This is a genomic window from Streptomyces sp. CB02980, from assembly GCF_014451325.2.
Taxonomy (GTDB): Bacteria; Actinomycetota; Actinomycetes; order Streptomycetales; family Streptomycetaceae; genus Streptomyces.
This window is the reverse complement of sequence record NZ_JACSCH020000005.1, coordinates 214777-235783: the sequence shown is the minus strand read 5'-3', so window position 1 is coordinate 235783 and position 21007 is coordinate 214777. Positions and strand designations below refer to the sequence as shown.

The following is a 21007-nucleotide window of genomic DNA, read 5'->3' as shown; positions in this document are numbered from 1 at the left end:
CTTCGCCGCATAACCCGCGTGCACCGGCGCACACCCAAGTCGCCGTGAACACAGGACCGATCGCAACACCCGGCCCGATCGCTCCCGCCCAGACCGGGCGGCCGGCGGCGGAGTTCCACTGACCGCTGTATCCCAGTGCCGGATGAGGAGATCGTCCCTGATGAACCGCAAGACCCTGGTGCTGCCGGCCGTGGCCGGACTGCTCGCCCCCCTGCTCGCCGCCTGCGGCGGAGCGGAGGAAGGCGGAGCGATCGTCGTCGGCACCACGGACCAGTTCATCGCCACCGCGGACGCCCCCGCGCCGCTCGACCCGGCCTTCGCCTACGACACCGGTGCGTGGAACATCCTGCGGCAGACCGTGCAGACCCTGATGCACGTGCCCCGCGACAGCGGCGAGCCCGTCCCCGAGGCCGCCCAGAACTGCGGATTCTCCGACAAGGCCAGCGAGAGCTACCGCTGCAAGCTGCGCGCCGGCCTCACCTTCGCCGACGGCACCCCGATCACCGCCGAGGACGTCAAGTTCTCCATCGAGCGCGTGCTGAAGATCAAGTCGGACAACGGCACCGCTGCCCTCCTCTCGAACATCGACACCGTCGAGACCAAGGGCGCCGACGAGGTCGTCTTCCACCTGAAGACCCCCGACGCCACCTTCCCGTACAAGCTCTCCACCCCGGTCGCCGGCATCCTCAGCAAGGACAAGTACGAGACCGGAAAGCTCCGCGAGGGCTTCGACGTCGACGGCTCGGGCCCGTACACCATGAAGGTCGAGCGCGAGGGCGACAAGGCCACCCGCTTCGTCTTCACCAAGAACCCGGCCTACAAGGGCGACATCACCCTGCGCAACGAGAAGGTCGAGCTGCGCCCCTACGCCGACGCGAGCACCATGGGCCGGGCCCTGGAGAGCGACGACATCGACATGATGGCCCGCTCCCTGTCCCGGCAGCAGATCAAGGACCTCACCGAGACGCCCAAGGACGGCATCGAGGTCATCGAGGTCCCCGGTCTGGAGATCCGCTACCTCGGCTTCAACACCAAGGCCCCCGCCGTCCAGGAGAAGGCCGTCCGCCAGGCCATGGCGGCCGTCGTCGACCGCGGCGACCTGGTCAACCGGGTCTACGGCACCACCGCCGAGCCGCTCTACTCGCTGATCCCCTCCAGCATCACCGGCCACACCACCCCCTTCTTCGACACGTACGGCGAGCCCGACCAGGCCCGCGCCGCCAAGCTCCTCAAGGACGCCGGCGTCAAGACCCCGGTCAAGCTGACGCTGAACTACACCACCGACCACTACGGCGCCGAGACCGCCCAGGAGTTCGAGGCGCTCAAGAAGCAGCTCGTCTCCAGCGAGCTCTTCGACGTCACCGTCCAGGGCGCCGAGTGGTCGACGTTCCGCACCGCCCAGAAGCGCGGCGACTACGCGGTCTACGGACTCGGCTGGTTCCCGGACTACCCGGACCCGGACAACTACATCGCGCCGTTCCTCGACAGCGACAACTTCCTCAACACCCCGTACGTGAACAAGGTCGTCCGCGACCAGCTCATCCCGCGCTCGCGCCGCCAGGCCGACCGCACCGCCGCGAGCCCCGTCTTCAACCAGATCCAGAAGATCGTCGCCGAGGACGTACCCGTCCTGCCGCTGTGGCAGGGCAAGCAGTACGTCGCCGCGCGCGACGACCTCAACGGAGTCGAGTACGCCCTCAACACGTCCTCCGACCTCCTGCTCTGGGAACTGGGCCGCGGTACCGCATAACCCCGTCGACTGGATCGGTTACACCGGCCGCGCACCAGCGCGCGGCCGGCCTGACAAGAGATCACGAGGCACGTTCTGTGAAGACGCACAACAAGTGGCTGACGGCCCCCCTCGCCGCCGGTCTGTCCGCCGCCCTCCTCAGCGGCTGCGGCACCGAGCAGGGCGGCTCGGGCGAATCCGGCAACGGCATACGCGTCGGCATGTCCGACGAGATCGTCGCCACCGACCCGGCGGCCGGCTACGACCCCGGCTCCTGGCTGCTGTTCAACAACGTCTTCCAGTCCCTGCTGGCCTTCCCCAAGGGCGGCTCCGAGCCCGAGCCCGAGGCCGCCGACAAGTGCGGCTTCACCACCGGCAGCACCGTGTACAGCTGCACCCTGCGCGACGGCCTCACCTTCTCCAACGGCAACAAGCTCACCTCGGAGGACGTCAAGTTCTCGTTCGAGCGCGCCCTCAAGATCGCCGACCCCTCGGGCCCCGCGCCGCTGCTGGCCACCATCAAGAGCATCGAGACCCCGGACGAGAAGACCGTCGTCTTCCACCTCAAGGTCCCCGACGCCACCTTCCCCAGCAAGATCGCCTCCGGCGCCGGCTCCATCGTCGACCACCGCGAGTACCCCGCCGACGCCCTGCGCACCGACGGCAAGGCCACCGGCTCCGGCCCGTACAAGCTGGACTCCTTCAGCGCCACCGAGGCCACCTTCTCCGCCAACCCCGGCTACAAGGGCACCGCACAGCGCAAGAACGACGCCGTCACCCTCAAGCTCTACGGCGGCGACCGCTCCGCCCTCGCCAAGGGACTCACCGACGGAGACGTCGACGTCGCCTACCGAGGTCTCTCCGCCGAGGACATCGCGACCCTGGAGACCTCCGACACCACGGACGACAAGGGCATCGAGGTCGTCCAGGGCAGCAGCGCCGAGGTTCAGCACCTCGTCTTCAACATGAAGGACCCGGTCGCCGGCAAGCTCGGCGTCCGCCAGGCCATCGCCCACCTCGTCGACCGCGAGGCCCTCGTCGAAGGCGTCTACAAGTCGACGGCCACGCCGCTGTACTCGATCGTCCCGGCCGGCATCGCCGGACACAACACCGCCTTCTACGACACCTACGGCGTCCCCGACGAGGCGAAGGCGAAGAAGGCCCTGCGCACCGCCGGCATCACCGCCAAGGTGAAGCTCACCCTCTGGTCCACGCCCAGCCGCTACGGCCCGTCCACCGACCAGGAGCTCAAGGCCATCGCCGAGCAGCTCAACGCCAGCGGCCTCTTCGACGCCGACGTCAAGTCCGTCGCCTACGACCAGTACGAGAAGGACATCGCGGCCGGCAAGTACGGCGTCTACGTCAAGGGCTGGGTCCCCGACTACCCCGACGCCGACAACTTCACCACCCCGTTCTTCGGCGAGGGCAACGTCCTCGGCAACCACTACGAGAACGCCACCATCACCGGCAGCCTCCTCCCCAAGACCGCCGCCGCCCCGGACCGCGCCGCCACCGCCGACGAGTACGGCAAGCTCCAGGACCTCGTCGCCGAGCAGCTGCCCCTCCTGCCGCTCTGGCAGGGCAAGCAGTACGCCGTCGCCCGCCAGGGCGTCACGGGCCTCGAATGGACCCTCGACGCCTCGACGGTCTTCCGCTTCTGGGAGATCCGCAAGGGCTGACCGCCCCGGACACGACAGGAGGGGCCCGGCGCGCATCACGCGCACCGGGCCCCTCCCGTCGTCCCTGCTCCCGTCGTACCCGCCGGGACTACTGCCCGTTGGCCCCCGGCCGCACCAGACCGCTCTCGTACGCGTACACCGCGGCCTGCACCCGGTCCCGCAGGCCAAGCTTCGTCAGCACATGGCCCACATGCGTCTTCACCGTCGTCTCGCTGACGAACAGGTCCGCCGCGATCTCCGCGTTCGACAGGCCCCGCGCCACCAGCTTCAGCACCTCGACCTCACGGTCCGTCAAGGTGTTCAGCGTGTCCGGCACCTGCTCCTCGCCCGTCGGCAGATGCGCCGAGTACTTGTCGAGCAGCCGGCGCGTGATCGACGGCGCCAGCATCGCCTCACCGGCCGCCACCACCCGGATCGCCTGCACCAGCTCGGTCGCCGGGGCGTCCTTCAGGAGAAAACCGCTCGCCCCCGCCCGCAGCGCCTCCACCACGTACTCGTCGAGATCGAAGGTCGTCAGCACCAGCACCTTCGCCGGACCGTCCCGGCCCGGACCCGTGATCTGCCGGGTCGCCTCCACCCCGTCCATCCGCGGCATCCGGATGTCCATCAGCACCACGTCCGGCTGCAGCGCCCGCACCTGGTCCTGCGCCTGGAGACCGTCCCCGGCCTCACCCACCACCGCGATGTCCTGCTCCGCCTCCAGAATCATCCGGAAGCCGGTGCGCAACAGCGGCTGATCGTCGACCAAGAGGACGCGGATCGTCACAAGGGCTCCTTCACGGGGCTGAGCTCACGAGGTACACCGGCACTACGGCGCCGGCGGGGCCAGGCCCATTCTGCCCTGCCCCGAATCGCCCGACTCCTGCGGGCGCGCGGGAACGATCTTCAGCGGATAGACCGGGGGAGTCCCCCCGAACTCCGGACACACCGCCTGGTGATCGCACCAGCCGCACAGCTTCGTCGGACGCGGCCGCCAGTCACCCGTCTCCGTCGCCAGCCGGATCGCCTCCCACAGCGCGAGCAGCTTCCGCTCCACCCGCAGCAGATCCGCCTCCACCGGGTCGTACGTCAGCACCTCCCCGCTGCCCAGATACACCAGCTGCAGCCGCCGCGGGATCACCTGCCTCAGCCGCCACACCACCAGCGCGTAGAACGTCATCTGGAACAGCGCGCCGTCCCGGTACTCCGGCCGCGGCGCCTTGCCCGTCTTGTAGTCGACGATCCGCACCTCACCCGACGGCGCCACATCGATCCGGTCGATCACCCCGCGCAACCGCAGCCCCGAATCCAGCTCCGTCTCCACGAACAGCTCCCGCTCGGCGGGCTCCAGACGCGTCGGATCCTCCAGCGTGAACCACCGCTCGACCAGCCGCTCCGCCTCACCCAGCCAGCCCGCCAGCCGCTCGCCCGCCGGATCCTCCGCGAACAGCTCACCCAGCTCCGGCTTCGACTCCAGGAGCCGGTCCCACTGCCCCGGAACCATCGCCCGCGCCCGCGGAGCCGTCCGCTCCGCCGCCGGATCGTCGAAGAGCCGCTCGAGCACCGCGTGCACCAGCGTCCCCCGCGTCGCCGCCTCGCTCGGCCTCTCCGGCAGCCGGTCGATCACCCGGAACCGGTACAGCAGCGGACACTGCATGAAATCGCTCGCCCGCGACGGCGACAACGACATGGGCGCCCGGGGCTCCGCCGGCACCTGCTCGCTCGTACTCATGACGAAGACCCTACGACCCGCCACCGACAGCGAGCGGAATACCATCGACCTGGGACCCCGTCGCACTGCATGATCGAACCGTGACACACCGACGTGGGTCACCCTCCGCGACGAAAGGAACCCGTGAACCAGGACGAGCCCAAGCCGCAGCGGACCGAGGAGCCCGGCGGCGGGATCCTCATGGGCCGCCCCTTCGGCGTGCCCGTCTACGTCGCCCCCAGCTGGTTCCTCGTCGCCGCCCTCATCACCTGGGTCTTCGGCGACCAGATCGAGCGCGTCCTGCCCGAACTCGGCGCCGCCCGCTACCTCGTCTCCCTCTTCTTCGCCGTTGCCTTCTACGCCTCCGTACTCGTCCACGAACTGGCCCACACCATCGCCGCGCTCCGCTTCAAACTCCCGGTGCGCCGCATCCAGCTCCAGTTCTTCGGCGGCGTCTCCGAGATCGAGAAGGAGACCGAGACCCCCGGCCGCGAATTCGTCCTCGCCTTCGTCGGCCCCCTCCTCTCCCTCGTCCTCGCCGGCGTGTTCTATCTCTCGATGTACGCCGTCGAACCCGGCACCGTCCCCGGCGTCCTCCTCGCCGGCCTGATGATCTCCAACCTCATCGTCGCGATCTTCAACCTGCTCCCCGGGCTCCCCCTCGACGGCGGCCGCATGCTCCGCGCCGTCGTCTGGAAGATCACCGGCAAGCCCATGAGCGGCACCATCGCCGCCGCCTGGGTCGGCCGCGCCCTCGCCGTCCTCGTCCTCGTCGGACTGCCCCTGCTCACCCGCACCGGCTTCCTCGGCAACTCCACCGACGACATCAGCGGCCTCAACACCGTCACCGACGCCCTGCTCGCCGCGATCCTCGCCGCCATCATCTGGACCGGCGCCGGCAACAGCCTCCGCATGGCCCGCCTCCGCGAACACCTCCCCGAGCTCCGCGCCCGCAGCCTCACCCGCCGCGCCATCCCCGTCGAGCCCGTCACCCCCCTCTCCGAGGCACTCCGCCGCGCCAACGAGGCGGGCGCCCGCGCCCTCGTCGTCGTCGACGGCCACGGCGACCCCACCGGCATCGTCCGCGAGGCCGCCATCGCCGCCGTCCCCGAACACCGCCGCCCCTGGGTCGCCGTCAGCACCCTCGCCCAGGACCTCACCGACGGCATGCGCGTCCCCGCCGAACTCACCGGCCAGCCCCTCCTCGACCACCTCCGCGCCAGCCCGGCCACCGAGTACCTCGTCGTCGAGGACACCGGCGAGATCTACGGAGTCCTCTCCACCACCGACGTCGAGCGCGCCTTCGTCCAGGCCATGGCACGACCCTCCTCGTAGTCCTTGTACTCTGGTCACATGTCCGAACCGACCGGTGCCGCCCGCCGACGCGGGCCCTTCAAGGTCGGGGACCAGGTTCAGCTGACCGACCCCAAGGGCCGTCACTACACGTTCACGCTCGAAGAGGGAAAGAACTTCCACACCCACAAGGGTTCTTTCCCGCACGACGAACTGATCGGTGCCCCCGAGGGCAGCGTTGTCCGCACCACCGGAAACGTCGCCTACCTCGCGCTGCGCCCCCTGCTCCCCGACTACGTCCTGTCCATGCCCCGCGGCGCCGCCGTGGTCTACCCCAAGGACGCGGGGCAGATCCTGGCCTTCGCCGACATCTTCCCCGGCGCCCGCGTCGTGGAAGCGGGAGTGGGCTCGGGCTCGCTGAGCAGCTTCCTCCTGCGCGCCATCGGAGACAGCGGCATGCTGCACTCCTACGAGCGCCGCGAGGACTTCGCCGAGATCGCGAAGGGCAACGTCGAACGCTACTTCGGCGGCCCCCACCCCGCGTGGCAGCTGACCGTCGGCGACCTCCAGGACAACCTGTCCGACACGGACGTCGACCGCGTCATCCTGGACATGCTCGCCCCCTGGGAGTGTCTGGAGGCCGTCTCCAAGGCGCTCGTCCCCGGCGGCATCCTCTGCTGCTACGTGGCGACCACCACCCAGCTCGCCCGCACCGTGGAATCCATCCGCGAGTTCGGCTGCTACGCCGAGCCGCAGCCCTGGGAATCCATGATCCGCAACTGGCACGTCGAGGGCCTCGCCGTCCGCCCCGATCACCGCATGATCGGCCACACCGGCTTCCTCGTCACCGCCCGCCGCCTCGCGGACGGCGTCGAACCCCCGATGCGCCGCCGCCGCCCCGCCAAGGGCGCCTACGGCGAGGACTACGAAGGCCCCAACAAGGGCTGACGTCCCGACACCCACGGCGCGCCGCCGCCGAGTTCCCCGCCCACGGCAGGGAACTCGACGGCGGCGTCCTCATGTTCGGCGGGCACCCGGCCTCCCACGAGGCCGACCCCGACGGTTCCGTCCCCCTGTGACGTGTGGCACGATGCCGGAAACCGCCGCACCACCCCCACAGGAGACGTCTCGCGTGCAGCCCTCCGCCGCCCCGGACCTCGCGGACCTCGCACACACCCACGCCCGGCCGGCCCACTGGCTCGCCACCGCCACCGCGACCGCCGCGGTCGTCGCCCTCGCGGGCCTGCTCCAGCCCGGCCCCGCCGGAGCCACCGCGACCCCGGCCACGGCACCGAGCCCCGCACCGGCTCCCGAGGCCGCCGGCGTCGCCTACCCCCTGGACTGCGGGGGAGCGCCCCACAAGGTCGCCAAGCGGGCCTCCGGAGACCTCGACGGGGACGGGAACCCCGAGACCGTTGCGGTCGTGCACTGCGAAGCGGGCTCCGGCACGCCGCCGAGCGGCGTCTACGTCCTCACCCGGGGCAAGCAGGCCGGAACACCCGCGCGCGTGGTGGCCACCCTCGTCGCTCCCGAGCTCCTCAAGAGCGTCACCGACTTCTCCGTACGCGACGGAGCGGTGCACGCCACCCTGCTCGGCTACTCGTCCCCCGACGTCCCCAGCTGCTGCCCCGACGAGAAGGAGCAGGTCAGCTGGCACTGGAAGGGCGGCGCCTTCGTGCGCACCGGACAGGCCGAAGCGCGCGGCGCCTGACCCGTCACTCCGCGTCGGGGCCGTACACCTCGACCTTGTCCGTGACCCGGCGCACATGGATGCAGTCGCCCGGGCACTCCTTCGCCGAGTCCACCACGTCCTGGAGCAGCGTCAGCGGGACCGGCGTCGTGGCACCGGTGTCCTGGAGGAGTTCGTCGTCGGCGCTCTTCACATAAGCGAGCCCGTCGATGTCCAGCTCGAAGACCTCGGGAGCGTACTGCGCGCAGATCCCGTCCCCGGTACACAGGTCCTGGTCGATCCAGACCTCCAGCGCCTCTGCGGCGCCCGTGGACGGAGCCTCGTGCTGCACGGTCATATCTCCTGCCGTTTCTGCTTCTCGTGTCGCTTCTCGCGGGTAAGTCGGGCCACCTCTGACGGGTGTTGACCCATGACGACGATACAACCGCCCGCTTTCAAGCAGCGAAGGGTGGGTATTCCCCTGTCGACAGGGGAAGCGCAAGGGTGAAGATCGGACACACCTCAGAGTCTTTTTGATCTAGGGGTTTCAATCACCACCCACGCAGGTAGGGTCAGGAAGCGTCCAGCTCCCCTTGGAGGAGGTGAGGACCGTGGCAGCCCACGACGACGACATCAACCGCGGCATCCGGCCGGGGCGGGGGTCTGAAGACCCCGCCGGCCAGGTTGCCTATCTCGAGCAGGAAATCGCCGTCCTGCGCCGCAAGCTCGCCGACTCTCCGCGACACACGAGGATTCTCGAAGAGCGGATCGTCGAGCTGCAGACCAGCCTGGCCGGCGTGTCCGCGCAGAACGAACGACTGGCGAACACGCTCCGTGAGGCCCGTGACCAGATCGTGGCCCTCAAGGAGGAAGTCGACCGGCTCGCGCAGCCGCCGGCCGGCTTCGGTGTCTTCCTGCAGGCCAACGAGGACGGCACGTGCGACATCTTCACCGGGGGCCGCAAGCTCCGGGTGAACGTCAGCCCGAGCATCGAGCTCGAAGAGCTCAAGCGCGGCCAGGAAGTCATGCTCAACGAAGCGCTCAACGTGGTCGAGGCCATGGAGTTCGAGCGCGCCGGGGACATCGTCACCCTCAAGGAGATCCTCGAGGACGGCGAGCGCGCCCTGGTGGTCGGGCACACCGACGAGGAACGGGTGGTGAGGCTCGCCGAGCCTCTGCTGGACGTCACCATCCGCCCCGGCGACGCCCTGCTGCTCGACTCCAGGTCCGGCTACGTGTACGAAGTGGTCCCCAAGAGCGAGGTCGAAGAGCTCGTTCTGGAAGAGGTCCCGGACGTCGACTACACCAAGATCGGCGGCCTGGGCAACCAGATCGAGCTGATCAGGGACGCGGTCGAGCTCCCCTACCTCTACCCGGACCTCTTCAAGGAGCACGAACTGCGGCCGCCCAAGGGCATCCTGCTCTACGGCCCGCCCGGCTGCGGCAAGACGCTGATCGCGAAGGCCGTGGCCAACTCCCTGGCCAAGAAGGTCGCCGAGGTGACCGGCCAGCCCGCGGGGAAGTCCTACTTCCTCAACATCAAGGGCCCCGAACTCCTCAACAAGTACGTCGGTGAGACCGAGCGGCACATCCGCCTCGTCTTCCAGCGTGCCCGGGAGAAGGCGAGCGAGGGCACCCCCGTCATCGTCTTCTTCGACGAGATGGAATCCCTCTTCCGCACCCGCGGATCCGGTGTCAGCTCGGACGTGGAGAACACCATCGTCCCCCAGCTGCTCGCCGAGATCGACGGTGTGGAGGGCCTGGAGAACGTCATCGTCATCGGTGCCTCCAACCGCGAGGACATGATCGACCCCGCGATCCTGCGACCCGGCCGGCTCGACGTCAAGATCAAGATCGAGCGTCCGGACGCCGAGGCCGCGAAGGACATCTTCGCGAAGTACCTCACCGCCACCCTGCCGCTCCACTCGGACGACATCTCCGAGCACAGCGGCTCCAAGGCGGCGGCCGCCCACGGAATGATCCAGTCCGTCGTCGAGCAGATGTACGCCGAATCCGAGGAGAACCGCTTCCTCGAAGTCACGTACGCCAACGGCGACAAGGAAGTCCTCTACTTCAAGGACTTCAACTCCGGCGCGATGATCCAGAACATCGTCGACCGGGCCAAGAAGATGGCCATCAAGGCCTTCCTCGACCACAACCAGAAGGGCATCCGGGTCTCCCACCTCCTCCAGGCGTGCGTGGACGAGTTCAAGGAGAACGAGGACCTGCCCAACACCACCAACCCCGACGACTGGGCCCGGATCTCCGGAAAGAAGGGCGAGCGGATCGTGTTCATCCGCACCCTCGTCACCGGAAAGCAGGGCGCGGACACCGGGCGCTCCATCGACACGGTGGCCAATACCGGTCAGTACCTGTAAAACGCCCCCGGCTGCGGATGTCCGGAAACCGGGCATCCGCAGCCGACGCATTCCATCCAGCATTTCCCCCGGCATCACAGGGAAATACGCAACTGATCTCCCCACCAGCGCGGAGCCGCTCTAGGCTCATCGGTACCGCCGAGTCGCGCACAGTGAGCGCCGCCGGGCAAGGAGGGCCGCATGACCGTACGGCGAGTAATGGGCATCGAGACGGAGTACGGGATCTCCGTCCCGGGACACCCGAACGCCAATGCCATGCTCACCTCGTCCCAGATCGTCAACGCCTACGCGGCGGCGATGCACCGGGCGCGCCGCGCCCGCTGGGACTTCGAGGAGGAGAACCCGCTGCGGGACGCCCGCGGCTTCGACCTCGCCCGCGAGGCCGCCGACTCCAGCCAGCTCACCGACGAGGACATCGGCCTGGCCAACGTGATCCTCACCAACGGGGCCCGCCTCTACGTGGACCACGCCCACCCCGAGTACAGCTCGCCCGAGGTCACCAACCCGCTCGACGCCGTCCGCTGGGACAAGGCCGGCGAGCGGATCATGGCGGAGGCCGCCGAGCGGGCCGCGCAGCTCCCCGGGGCCCAGCCGATCCACCTCTACAAGAACAACACCGACAACAAGGGCGCCTCCTACGGCACGCACGAGAACTACCTGATGAAGCGGGAGACCCCCTTCTCGGACATCGTGCGCCACCTCACCCCCTTCTTCGTCTCCCGCCAGGTCGTGACCGGCGCGGGACGGGTCGGCATCGGCCAGGACGGCCGGAAGAACGGCTTCCAGATCAGCCAGCGCGCCGACTACTTCGAGGTCGAGGTCGGCCTGGAGACCACCCTCAAGCGGCCCATCATCAACACCCGGGACGAGCCGCACGCCGACGCCGAGAGGTACCGCCGCCTGCACGTGATCATCGGCGACGCGAACCTCTCGGAGATCTCGACCTACCTCAAGCTGGGCACCACCGCCCTGGTCCTCTCGATGATCGAGGACGGGTTCATCACCGTGGACCTCGCCGTCGACCAGCCGGTACGGACCCTCCACCAGGTCTCGCACGACCCGACCCTCCAGTACCTGGTCACGCTGCGCAGCGGCCGGACACTCACCGCGGTGCAGCTCCAGATGGAGTACTTCGAGCTGGCCAGGAAGTACGTGGAGGAGCGGTACGGGGCGGACGCCGACGAGCAGACCAAGGACGTCCTGATCCGCTGGGAGGACACGCTCAACCGGCTCGAGAACGACCCCATGAGCCTGGCCGGCGAGCTCGACTGGATCGCCAAGCGGGAGCTCATGGAGGGCTACCGGCGCCGGGACAACCTGGACTGGGACGCCGCCCGGCTGCACCTGGTGGACCTCCAGTACGCGGACGTACGCCCCGAGAAGGGCCTCTACAACCGTCTGGTGGCCCGCGGGCGCATGAAGCGGCTCCTGGACGAGGCCGAGGTGGAGCGGGCCGAGACGGCGCCTCCCGAGGACACCCGGGCCTATTTCCGGGGCCGGTGCCTGGAGCAGTACGCCGACGACGTCGCGGCGGCCTCCTGGGACTCGGTGATCTTCGACCTGCCCGGCCGTGACTCCCTCCAGCGCGTTCCCACCCTGGAGCCGCTGCGGGGCACCAAGGCCCACGTGAAGTCGCTCCTGGACCGCTGCAGGACCGCCGAGGAACTGGTGCGGGTCCTGTCCGGCGGCTGATCCGAGGCCCCACCGGGGCCTGAAATACCCCGGCACTGGGAATCATGGAAACAGTGCCCGGGCGTTGTCGAAACTGCGGGGCCGAAGTCGGACCCGCCCTATAGGGTCTGATCTTGTACGGACTCAACCGAGCGGGCCGATTCGAGCGGGGTGAGGGATATGGCGACCAAGGACACCGGCGGCGGACAGCAGAAGGCGACGCGTTCCACGGAGGAGGTCGAGGAGACCACCACGGAGGCGAACTCCGACCTCCAGGAGCGCCAGGAGAAGCTGAGCGACGACGTGGACTCCGTCCTGGACGAGATCGACGACGTACTCGAGGAGAACGCCGAGGACTTCGTCCGGTCGTTTGTGCAAAAGGGCGGCGAGTAGCCGCTCGTCGCGTCTGTCGTCCCCGTCCCCGGAGCCCCGGCGAAAGCCGCGGGCCCGGGGACGGATGACAAGCGGTGGCACGGGTAAGGTCCGTGCACAGCAAGCAAGATCGGCCGGCGCTTCCCACGGCGGGCCGACTCTCCCACCCGGAAGGAATCGCGTGGAAGCCAACCCTCGTAGCACCGGGCGTCTGCCGGCGGCCTTCCTGACGCCGGGCTCGTCCTCGTTCATCGACTTCCTGGCGGACCACTCGCCGGAGATGCTGCCGGGCGGGCGGAAGCTGCCCGAGGGGGTCGTCCAGGCCCCGCACGGGACGACCATCGTGGCGGCCACGTTCCCCGGCGGGGTCGTGCTCGCCGGTGACCGGCGGGCCACCATGGGCAACATGATCGCGCAGCGGGACATCGAGAAGGTCTTCCCTGCCGACGAGTACTCCGCCGTCGGCATCGCCGGCACCGCCGGCCTCGCCGTGGAGATGGTCAAGCTGTTCCAGCTGGAGCTGGAGCACTTCGAGAAGGTGGAGGGCGTCACGCTCTCCCTGGAGGGCAAGGCGAACCGCCTCTCCACCATGATCCGGGGCAACCTCGGCATGGCCATGCAGGGGCTCGCCGTCGTGCCGCTCTTCGCGGGCTGGGACGAGGGCAAGGAGAAGGGCCGGATCTTCTCCTACGACGTGACCGGCGGCCGCTCCGAGGAGCACGGGTACGCCGCCACCGGCTCCGGCTCGATCTTCGCGCGTGGCTCGATGAAGAAGCTCTACCGCGCCGACCTGAGCGAGCAGGAGGCCACCACGCTGGTCGTGCAGGCGCTCTACGACGCGGCGGACGACGACTCGGCGACCGGCGGCCCGGACATGGCACGCCGGATCTTCCCGATCGTCACGGTCATCACGGACGAGGGCTACCGCAGGCTCACGGAGGACGAGTCCTCCGCGCTGGCCCGGTCGGTCACCGAGCGGCGTCTCGAGGAGCCCGACGGGCCCCGCGCCGCCCTGCTCTGACCACTCGTCGCCCGACTGAAGCCCAGAAGAAAGGGACGGACCGCCGGTGTCCACTCCGTTCTACGTCTCACCCCAGCAGGCCATGGCCGACCGGGCGGAGTACGCCCGCAAGGGCATCGCCCGAGGCCGCAGCCTTGTCGTTCTCCAGTACACCGACGGGATCGTCTTCGTCGGTGAGAACCCGTCCCGCGCGCTGCACAAGTTCAGCGAGATCTACGACCGGATCGGCTTCGCGGCCGCCGGCAAGTACAACGAGTACGAGAACCTCCGCATCGGCGGCGTCCGTTACGCCGACCTGCGGGGCTACACCTACGACCGGGACGACGTCACCGCGCGCGGCCTGGCCAACGTCTACGCCCAGACGCTGGGCACGATCTTCTCCAGCGCGGGGGAGAAGCCGTACGAGGTGGAGCTGGTCGTCGCCGAGGTCGGCACCGAGCCGTCGGGCGACCAGATCTACCGGCTGCCGCACGACGGCTCGATCGTGGACGAGCACGGCTCGGTCGCGGTCGGCGGGAACGCCGAGCAGATCGGCTCCTTCCTGGACCAGCGGCACCGGGACGGCATGTCCCTGGCCGAGGCCCTGAGGCTGGCCGTACAGGCGCTCTCGCGGGACACCAACGGCAGCGAGCGGGAGATCCCCGCGGAGCGCCTGGAGGTGGCGGTCCTGGACCGCACGCGGCCGCAGCAGCGCAAGTTCAAGCGGATCGTCGGCCGTCAGCTGTCGCGCCTCCTGGAGGCCGACAACGCGGCGGTGGCGAAGACGGACGAGCCCTCGGACGAGGCTCCCGAGGAGTAGTCGGCACGGCCCGGAGGGGCCCCGGTCCGCGTGTGCGCGGACCGGGGCCCCTTCGGCGTGTCCGCCCTCAGGCGGCCGGTGCGGGCCCCGAGGAGCCCCGGGGGACCAGGGAGACGGGAAGGGTGTCCGGCCGGGGCCGTTCGCCCGCGAGGACGGCGAGGAGCGCCTCCATGCCCCGCCGGCCGAACTCCTCGGCGGGCAGCCGCACGGTGGTGAGTTCCGGATCGACCACCGTCGCCAGGGCCATGTCGTCGAATCCGGTCACCGACAGGTCCTCGGGGACCCGCAGCCCGAGTCGGCGCGCGGCCTTGCAGACGCCGGCCGCGAGGATGTCGTCGTCGCAGACCACCGCCGTGGGCCGGGGCCCGGGGGCGGCGAGGGCCCGGCCCGCGACCTCCCACGCGTCCGCGACGTTCAGCGGCGACCGCACGGTGCGCACCTCCGTGCCGCGCAGGGCGTGGGCGAGGGTGGCGGCCCGCACGTCGAAGGTCCAGGACGGAGCCGCGGAGGCCAGGTGCAGGAAGCGGCGGTGGCCGAGGCCGAGCAGGTGGTCGGTCACCCGGCGCATCCCATCGGCGACGTCGAGGTTCACATGGGCGGCCGCCCCGGGGTCGGCCGGGTCGCTGTCGAGCATGACGAGCGGGAGGTCGGTGCCCCGGAAGGCCTCCAGGGCGCCGGTCGCCATGGAGGAGGCGATCACCCCGTCGAGGGCGGCCTGCGCCGAGGCGAACGGGTCCCGTGCGGGGCCCAGACCGTCGGGGGAGGGGTAGAGGACCACGCCGAAGCCGTGCCGGGCCGCCGCGGCTGCCGCTCCCGTGTAGACGTGCGCGAAGAACTCGTTGGTGAGGGCCGGGACGACGAGCATGGCGGTGCGGGTGCGGCCGAGGCGCAGGTTGCGGGCGGCCAGGTTGGGCCGGTAGCCGAGCTCCCGGGCGGCCCCGCGCACCGCCTCGGCGGTGCGTTCCGACACACGGCCGCGCCACTTGTCACCGAGGACGAGGGAGACGGTGGCCTGGGACACGCCCGCGGTCCGGGCGACGTCCCGGCTGGTGGGGCGGGTGCCGCCGAGCGGCTCCGGGGTCTGCACACAAGCCTCCGCGTCGGACGGTCCGGGCGCGCGGGGGCGGCCGCGGCCCGGGCGCGGGGTGGACCCGCGCATTGCCGACATGGTACGTATGACCACGGAAGTTATACGTAAAACCTCGGCGCGGTCCGAGGCGAGGGGAGACCACATGGCCACCGAGGCCCCGGCACGAGGCGGCTATCTCGACATACTCCGGGCGCCGCACGCGGCCCGGCTGCTCGCCGGCACCCTCGTGGGACGCCTGCCCAACGGCGTCGGCCCCATCGCCCTCACCCTCTTCGTCCGCGACCAGGGCGGCAGCTACACCCTGGCCGGCGGCCTCATCGCCGCCTACGGCGTCGCCACCGCCGTCGGCCAGCCCCTCCTCGGCCGCGCCGTCGACCTCAAGGGCCAGCCCCGCGTCCAGCTGCCCGCCGCGGTCCTCTCCGCCCTCGGCATGGCCCTGCTCGCCCTCACCGGCATCGGCCACCTCGGCCTCGCCTACGTGGCCGTCGTCGTCGCCGGACTGTTCACACCGCCCCTGGAGGGCGGGCTGCGGGCCCTGTGGCCGAGCGTCCTCGGCCGGGAGGACCGGGTCCACCGGGCGTACGCCATGGACGCGGTCGCGCAGGAGGTCATGTTCACCGTCGGCCCGCTGCTGCTGACCCTCCTGGTCTCCCTCTGGTCGCCCGCCGCCGCCCTCCTGGTCATCAACCTCCTCGGCGTCCTCGGCGCCCTCGCCGTCGTCCTCTCCGAGCCCTCCCGCACCTGGCGGTCCGCGCCCCGGGAGGCCCACTGGCTGGGCGCCCTGCGCTCCCCGGGCCTGCTCGCCCTCCTCGGGTCGTTCTTCTTCGTCGGCCTCGCGCTCGGCTCCATCACCGTCGCCGCCGTCGCGTACGCCGACGACCGCGGCACCCCGTCCGTCTACGGCTGGCTGATGGCCGCTCTCGGCCTCGGCGCGCTCATCGGCGGTGTCACCTACGGCGCCCGGCAGTGGTCCGGAGCCCCCGAACGGCGACTCCGCGTCCTCGTGCTGTTCCTCGCCGTCTGCTACCTGCCGCTGGTGCTCACCCCCGGCCCCGTCGCCATGAGCGCCCTCGCGGCCCTCGCGGGCGTCTTCCTGGCACCCGTCCTCGCCTGCGCGTTCATCGTCGTGGACCGGCACGCGCCGCGCGGCACGGTCACCGAGGCCTTCTCCTGGCTCGTCACCACCTTCGGCGTCGGTTCGGCCCTCGGGTCCGCCGTGGCGGGCCCCGCCGTCGAACTCGCCGGGACGGTCGCCGGATTCGCCGTCGCCGGGGCGGGCGGCCTGGTCGCCCTCCTCGTCCTGCTCGCCACCGGCCGTGTCCTCCATGTGCCCGCGGCCCCCGAAACCCCCGGGGCCGAGCCGCGACACGCCGTCGGTGCGGGCGCCCCCACCTCCGTACACACGGAAAAGAACACGCACTGATCGGAAAATGATCGAAACGGGAACGTCCAACCCGGTTTCAGCACAGGCCGTCAGGCGTAATGTTCAGACATGGACCGCCGCATTTTCGGGCTGGAGAACGAGTACGGCGTCACGTGCACGTTCAGGGGACAGCGCCGACTGTCTCCTGACGAAGTGGCGCGCTACCTCTTCCGCCGTGTCGTGTCATGGGGCCGCAGCAGCAATGTCTTCCTGCGGAACGGCGCCCGCCTGTACCTGGACGTGGGATCGCATCCGGAATACGCCACACCGGAATGCGACAACGTGACCGAACTGGTCACCCACGACAAGGCCGGTGAGCGCATTCTCGAGGGCCTGCTCGTCGACGCCGAACGCCGCCTGCACGAGGAGGGAATCGCGGGCGACGTCTACCTCTTCAAGAACAACACCGACTCGGCCGGAAACTCCTACGGCTGCCACGAGAACTATCTCGTCGCCCGCCACGGAGAGTTCTCCCGGCTCGCGGACATCCTCATTCCGTTCCTGGTCACCCGGCAGCTCATCTGCGGCGCGGGAAAGGTCCTCCAGACCCCGCGCGGAGCGGTGTTCTGCGTCTCCCAGCGCGCCGAGCACATCTGGGAGGGCGTCAGCTCCGCGACCACCCGCTCACGCCCCATCATCAACACCCGTGACGAGCCGCACGCGGACGCCGAGCGCTACCGCCGGCTGCACGTCATCGTCGGCGACTCGAACATGTCCGAGACGACCATGCTGCTCAAGGTCGGCGCCACCGACCTGGTGCTCCGCATGATCGAGGCCGGCACGGTGATGCGCGACCTGACCCTGGAGAACCCGATCCGGGCCATCCGCGAGGTCAGCCACGACATCACCGGGCAGCGCAAGGTCCGGCTCGCCAGCGGCCGCGAGGCCTCCGCCCTGGAGGTCCAGCGCGAGTACTACGAGAAGGCCGTCGACTTCGTCGACCGCCGCGGGATCCGGAGCGGCACCGTCGCCCAGGTCCTGGAGCTGTGGGGCCGCACGCTCGACGCGATCGAGAGCGAGCGGCTGGACAGGATCGAGACCGAGATCGACTGGGTCATGAAGCACCGGCTCATCGAGCGCTACCGGGCCAAGCACAACATGACCATGTCGAACCCGAGGGTCGCGCAGATAGACCTCGCCTACCACGACATCCACCGCCGTCGTGGGCTGTACTACCTGCTGCAGAAGAACGGTCAGGCGGCCCGGATCTGCAACGACATGAAGATCTTCGAGGGCAAGTCGGTGCCCCCGCAGACCACTCGGGCCCGGCTCCGCGGCGACTTCATCCGCCGCGCCCAGGAGCAGCGACGGGACTTCACCGTCGACTGGGTCCACCTCAAGCTGAACGACCAGGCACAGCGCACGGTGTTGTGCAAGGACCCGTTCCGCTCCGTCGACGACCGCGTCGAAAAGCTGATCGCCGGAATGTAGGCCGGTCGCACCGGCTATGTGGGCCCCGCACGTTTGGCGTGCGGGGCCCTCGACGTGACAGGAGGGTCCCCTAGAGTGTCGGGACAACTACTGTGCCGTCTGAGATCTGAGGAACACGTGCGCCGACTTGCCGGCCTTCTCGTCGTCCCGCTGCTGCTGCTCTCCACAGCGGCATGCGGCAGCGACGACAAGGGCTCCGATTCCGCTTCGATGACGAACGGGCTGCCCGCCATCACCGCGGGGGCCAAGTTCGGCGAGAAGCCGACCCTCGCCAAGGGCGAGGGCGACCCGCCCAAGGAACTCAAGGTCAACGTCATCAGCGAGGGCAAGGGCGCGGTGACGAAGAAGGGCGACGCGCTCTCGGTGAACTACCTGGGTCAGGCCTGGGACTCCACCACCCCCTTCGACAACAGCTTCGACCGCGGCGAGCCCTTCAGCGTGACGCTGGGCGAGGGCCAGGTCATCAAGGGCTGGGAGCAGGCCCTCGAAGGACAGAAGGTCGGCAGCCGCATCGAGGTCGGCATCCCGCCGGAGCTCGGCTACGGCGAGAAGGGTTCGCCGCCGAGCATCAAGCCGAACGCCACCCTCGTCTTCGTCGTGGACATCCTGAAGTCCATCACGATCCCCAAGTCCGCCACCGGCACCCCGGTCGCCCAGGACAACAAGGACCTGCCGAAGGTCGGCACGAACACCGACGGCAAGGCCCCCACGCTGACGGTCCCCAAGGTCGACCCGCCGACCAAGCTCGTCTCGAACTACGTGCTCGAGGCCAAGGGCGAGGCCGTGACGGCCACCGACACGGTCGTCGTGAACTACGTCGCCGCCCTGTGGAAGGACGGCAAGGTCTTCGACTCGACGTACACCTCGGGCAAGCCCGCGAACTTCCCGCTCTCGCAGCTCACGCTGAAGGGCCTCAAGGACGGTCTCGTCGGCAAGACGGTCGGCAGCCGCGTCCTCATCGTCGCCCCGCCGTCCGAGGCGTTCGGCGACAAGGAGCAGCAGGGCATTCCGAAGAACTCCACGCTGGTGTTCGCCGTGGACATCCTGGCGAAGATGTAAGACTGTCCCGATCACGCAGTTCATCAGTATGAGGAGCAGTTCAGTGAGCATCGAGAAGCCCGAGATCGACTTCCCGGGTGGCGAGCCGCCGAAGGACCTGGAGATCAAGGACATCTGGGAGGGCGACGGCGACCTTGCCGAAGCCGGTGACTTCGTGAAGGTCCACTACGTCGGCGTGTCCTTCGACTCCGGCGAGGAGTTCGACGCCTCCTGGAACCGCGGCGCCCCGCTCGACTTCCACCTCGGTGCCGGTCAGGTCATCCAGGGCTGGGACAAGGGCGTCCAGGGCATGAAGGTCGGCGGTCGCCGCCAGCTGGTCATCCCCGCGCACCTCGCCTACGGCGACCGCGGTGCCGGCGGCAAGATCGCCCCGGGCGAGACGCTGATCTTCGTCTGCGACCTCGTGGGCGTCACCAAGCGCTGACCCGCGCACCCCGACCGGTTCCGGTCGCTCCGAGGGCCCCCGCCATCCCTGGCGGGGGCCCTCGGCCGTGGTCCCGCCCCGGCTCCCGGTCCGGCTCCCGTCCCGGCTCCCGGTCCGGCTCCCGGACCGGCGCGGCTCCCGTCTGGGTTCGGTCCGGTCCGGCTCCGGTCTCCTTCCCGTCCGGGCTCCTGTCCGGGCTTCGGTCGGGGTTCCGGTCCGGGCTTCGGTCCCGGCTTTGGTCCCGACACCCCGGGGCGGTACGGTCGGACGTCCGAGAAGTGGAACCGGCGAAGGGGTGCGGGGCGTCGATGGCGATTGCCAAGTCCGAGCGGCTGATGAATCTCGCGCTGTGCCTGCTCGGGACACGCCGCCCGCTGAGCAAGCGGGAGCTCCGCGGCTCCATCGAGGCCTACCTCGAAGCGAGCGGCGACGACGCCTTCAACCGCATGTTCGAGCGCGACAAGGACGATCTCCGCGAGCTCGGCCTCGTGATCGAGACCGTCGAGAACCTGGAGGGCGAGACCGGCTACCTGGCCCGCCGCGACTCCAACCGGCTGCCGCCCATCACCCTGGACGCCGAGGAGGCCGCCGCACTCGGCCTCGCCGCCAAGGTCTGGCAGCAGGCCCGCCTCGCCGGGGCCGCCAGCGGCGCCCTGCAGAAGCTCCGCGCCGCCGGCATGCCGGAGGCCGAGGACTCGTACGACACCCAGCCCAGCGCCCTCGAACCGCGGATCCCCGTCCACGAGGCCGCCTTCGAACCGCTGATGCTGGCCTGCCGCGACCGCCGGCCCGTCTCCTTCGACTACCGCAAGGCCAACGCCGCCCGCCCCGAGGTACGCCAGGTCGAGCCCTGGACCCTCGAATGCTGGCGCGGCCACTGGTACCTGGCCGGCTGGGACCGCGACCGCGGCGCCGAGCGCGTCTTCCGGCTCTCCCGCATCACCGGCAAGGTCCGCTCCCGGGCCGGCGCCTTCACCGCGCCCGTGCCCGACGTCGTCACCGTCCGCGAGACCGTGGAGAGCTGGGCCGGCGAGACCGCCACCCGCTCCGCCCGGATCCGGCTGCGCACCGGCTGCGGCTACCCGCTGCGCGCCCGCGCCCAGTCCGTGACCGAGGGCGCCGACGGCTGGGACGAACTGGAGATCCCGTACGGGCACGGCCTCGACGCCTGGCTCGTCGAGTTCGGCCCCGATGTCGTCGTACTGGAACCGGCCGATCTGCGGGCCGACGTGCTGGACCGGCTGCGCGCCGTGGCCAAGGGCTGAGGGGAAGACGTACC

General features: G+C 70.0%; 19 protein-coding genes. 15 read left to right on the top strand and 4 right to left on the bottom strand.

Annotation, left to right across the window (positions count from 1 at the left end):
• The first annotated feature begins 160 nt into the window (after positions 1-160).
• Complete coding sequence (locus E0F75_RS13560; protein WP_187622757.1) at positions 161-1750, top strand: ABC transporter substrate-binding protein; 1590 nt, start codon at positions 161-163, stop codon at positions 1748-1750.
• 77 nt (positions 1751-1827) lie between these two features.
• Positions 1828-3408, top strand: coding sequence for an ABC transporter substrate-binding protein (locus E0F75_RS13555; protein WP_187622756.1), 1581 nt, complete (start codon positions 1828-1830; stop codon positions 3406-3408).
• An 88-nt stretch (positions 3409-3496) separates the two neighbouring features.
• On the opposite strand, the gene E0F75_RS13550 is transcribed toward E0F75_RS13555, so the two are convergent.
• Complete coding sequence (locus tag E0F75_RS13550; protein WP_187622755.1) at positions 3497-4174, bottom strand: response regulator transcription factor; 678 nt, start codon at positions 4172-4174, stop codon at positions 3497-3499.
• A 42-nt stretch (positions 4175-4216) separates the two neighbouring features.
• Positions 4217-5119: a PD-(D/E)XK nuclease family protein gene (locus tag E0F75_RS13545; RefSeq protein ID WP_229312665.1), complete on the bottom strand. Its 903-nt coding sequence runs from the start codon at positions 5117-5119 to the stop codon at positions 4217-4219.
• A gap of 180 nt (positions 5120-5299) precedes the next feature.
• Between E0F75_RS13545 and E0F75_RS13540 the strand changes: the two genes are divergently transcribed.
• The 3 genes from E0F75_RS13540 (at position 5300) to E0F75_RS13530 (ending at position 8102) form a co-directional block, all read left to right on the top strand.
• Positions 5300-6433: a site-2 protease family protein gene (locus E0F75_RS13540; RefSeq protein ID WP_194480813.1), complete on the top strand. Its 1134-nt coding sequence runs from the start codon at positions 5300-5302 to the stop codon at positions 6431-6433.
• 18 nt (positions 6434-6451) lie between these two features.
• Positions 6452-7339: a tRNA (adenine-N1)-methyltransferase gene (locus E0F75_RS13535; protein WP_015032448.1), complete on the top strand. Its 888-nt coding sequence runs from the start codon at positions 6452-6454 to the stop codon at positions 7337-7339.
• Positions 7340-7481: 142 nt separating this feature from the next.
• Positions 7482-8102, top strand: coding sequence for a hypothetical protein (locus E0F75_RS13530; RefSeq protein ID WP_187622752.1), 621 nt, complete (start codon positions 7482-7484; stop codon positions 8100-8102).
• 4 nt (positions 8103-8106) lie between these two features.
• Here the strand turns inward: E0F75_RS13530 and E0F75_RS13525 are convergent, their stop codons facing one another.
• Positions 8107-8418 carry a ferredoxin gene (locus E0F75_RS13525; RefSeq protein WP_030315991.1) on the bottom strand — a complete coding sequence of 104 codons (312 nt, stop codon included), beginning with the start codon at positions 8416-8418 and terminating at the stop codon, positions 8107-8109.
• Between the two features lie 253 nt (positions 8419-8671).
• Here E0F75_RS13525 and arc point away from each other — a divergent pair, with 253 nt between their 5' ends.
• The 5 genes from arc to prcA all read left to right on the top strand — a co-directional run bounded on the left by arc (position 8672) and on the right by prcA (position 14301).
• Positions 8672-10438 (top strand): proteasome ATPase, encoded by a 1767-nt coding sequence (arc, locus tag E0F75_RS13520; protein ID WP_030315993.1) that lies wholly within the window; start codon positions 8672-8674, stop codon positions 10436-10438.
• Positions 10439-10618: 180 nt separating this feature from the next.
• Positions 10619-12130 carry a depupylase/deamidase Dop gene (gene dop, locus E0F75_RS13515; RefSeq protein ID WP_187622751.1) on the top strand — a complete coding sequence of 504 codons (1512 nt, stop codon included), beginning with the start codon at positions 10619-10621 and terminating at the stop codon, positions 12128-12130.
• 159 nt (positions 12131-12289) lie between these two features.
• Positions 12290-12502, top strand: coding sequence for a ubiquitin-like protein Pup (locus tag E0F75_RS13510; protein WP_187622750.1), 213 nt, complete (start codon positions 12290-12292; stop codon positions 12500-12502).
• Between the two features lie 160 nt (positions 12503-12662).
• Complete coding sequence (gene prcB, locus E0F75_RS13505; RefSeq protein WP_187622749.1) at positions 12663-13502, top strand: proteasome subunit beta; 840 nt, start codon at positions 12663-12665, stop codon at positions 13500-13502.
• Positions 13503-13548: 46 nt separating this feature from the next.
• A complete protein-coding gene (gene prcA, locus E0F75_RS13500; protein ID WP_055598407.1) occupies positions 13549-14301 on the top strand; it encodes a proteasome subunit alpha in 753 nt (250 codons plus the stop codon).
• Between the two features lie 67 nt (positions 14302-14368).
• On the opposite strand, the gene E0F75_RS13495 is transcribed toward prcA, so the two are convergent.
• Positions 14369-15388, bottom strand: coding sequence for a LacI family DNA-binding transcriptional regulator (locus E0F75_RS13495; RefSeq protein ID WP_187622928.1), 1020 nt, complete (start codon positions 15386-15388; stop codon positions 14369-14371).
• A 145-nt stretch (positions 15389-15533) separates the two neighbouring features.
• On the opposite strand from E0F75_RS13495, the gene E0F75_RS13490 reads away from it, so the two are divergent.
• From E0F75_RS13490 to E0F75_RS13470, 5 genes are all read left to right on the top strand, one after another.
• On the top strand, positions 15534-16814 hold the full coding sequence (locus E0F75_RS13490; protein WP_187622748.1) for an MFS transporter: 1281 nt from the start codon (positions 15534-15536) through the stop codon (positions 16812-16814).
• Between the two features lie 69 nt (positions 16815-16883).
• Complete coding sequence (pafA, locus tag E0F75_RS13485; protein WP_187622747.1) at positions 16884-18245, top strand: Pup--protein ligase; 1362 nt, start codon at positions 16884-16886, stop codon at positions 18243-18245.
• A 117-nt stretch (positions 18246-18362) separates the two neighbouring features.
• Positions 18363-19304 carry an FKBP-type peptidyl-prolyl cis-trans isomerase gene (locus E0F75_RS13480; RefSeq protein ID WP_187622746.1) on the top strand — a complete coding sequence of 314 codons (942 nt, stop codon included), beginning with the start codon at positions 18363-18365 and terminating at the stop codon, positions 19302-19304.
• 43 nt (positions 19305-19347) lie between these two features.
• Positions 19348-19728: an FKBP-type peptidyl-prolyl cis-trans isomerase gene (locus tag E0F75_RS13475; RefSeq protein ID WP_187622745.1), complete on the top strand. Its 381-nt coding sequence runs from the start codon at positions 19348-19350 to the stop codon at positions 19726-19728.
• Positions 19729-20036: 308 nt separating this feature from the next.
• Positions 20037-20993: a YafY family protein gene (locus E0F75_RS13470; protein WP_187622744.1), complete on the top strand. Its 957-nt coding sequence runs from the start codon at positions 20037-20039 to the stop codon at positions 20991-20993.
• Positions 20994-21007 lie beyond the last annotated feature (14 nt).

Excerpts from the sequence above, each read along its gene's own strand:
- E0F75_RS13560 (WP_187622757.1), top strand. The coding sequence starts at position 161 with ATGAACCGCAAGACCCTGGTGCTGCCGGCCGTGGCCGGACTGCTCGCC.
- E0F75_RS13545 (WP_229312665.1), bottom strand. The coding sequence starts at position 5,119 with ATGAGTACGAGCGAGCAGGTGCCGGCGGAGCCCCGGGCGCCCATGTCG.
- E0F75_RS13540 (WP_194480813.1), top strand. The coding sequence starts at position 5,300 with ATGGGCCGCCCCTTCGGCGTGCCCGTCTACGTCGCCCCCAGCTGGTTC.
- E0F75_RS13535 (WP_015032448.1), top strand. The coding sequence starts at position 6,452 with ATGTCCGAACCGACCGGTGCCGCCCGCCGACGCGGGCCCTTCAAGGTC.
- E0F75_RS13530 (WP_187622752.1), top strand. The coding sequence starts at position 7,482 with ATGCCGGAAACCGCCGCACCACCCCCACAGGAGACGTCTCGCGTGCAG.
- E0F75_RS13525 (WP_030315991.1), bottom strand. The coding sequence starts at position 8,418 with ATGACCGTGCAGCACGAGGCTCCGTCCACGGGCGCCGCAGAGGCGCTG.
- dop (WP_187622751.1), top strand. The coding sequence starts at position 10,619 with ATGACCGTACGGCGAGTAATGGGCATCGAGACGGAGTACGGGATCTCC.
- E0F75_RS13510 (WP_187622750.1), top strand. The coding sequence starts at position 12,290 with ATGGCGACCAAGGACACCGGCGGCGGACAGCAGAAGGCGACGCGTTCC.
- E0F75_RS13490 (WP_187622748.1), top strand. The coding sequence starts at position 15,534 with ATGGCCACCGAGGCCCCGGCACGAGGCGGCTATCTCGACATACTCCGG.
- pafA (WP_187622747.1), top strand. The coding sequence starts at position 16,884 with ATGGACCGCCGCATTTTCGGGCTGGAGAACGAGTACGGCGTCACGTGC.
- E0F75_RS13470 (WP_187622744.1), top strand. The coding sequence starts at position 20,037 with ATGGCGATTGCCAAGTCCGAGCGGCTGATGAATCTCGCGCTGTGCCTG.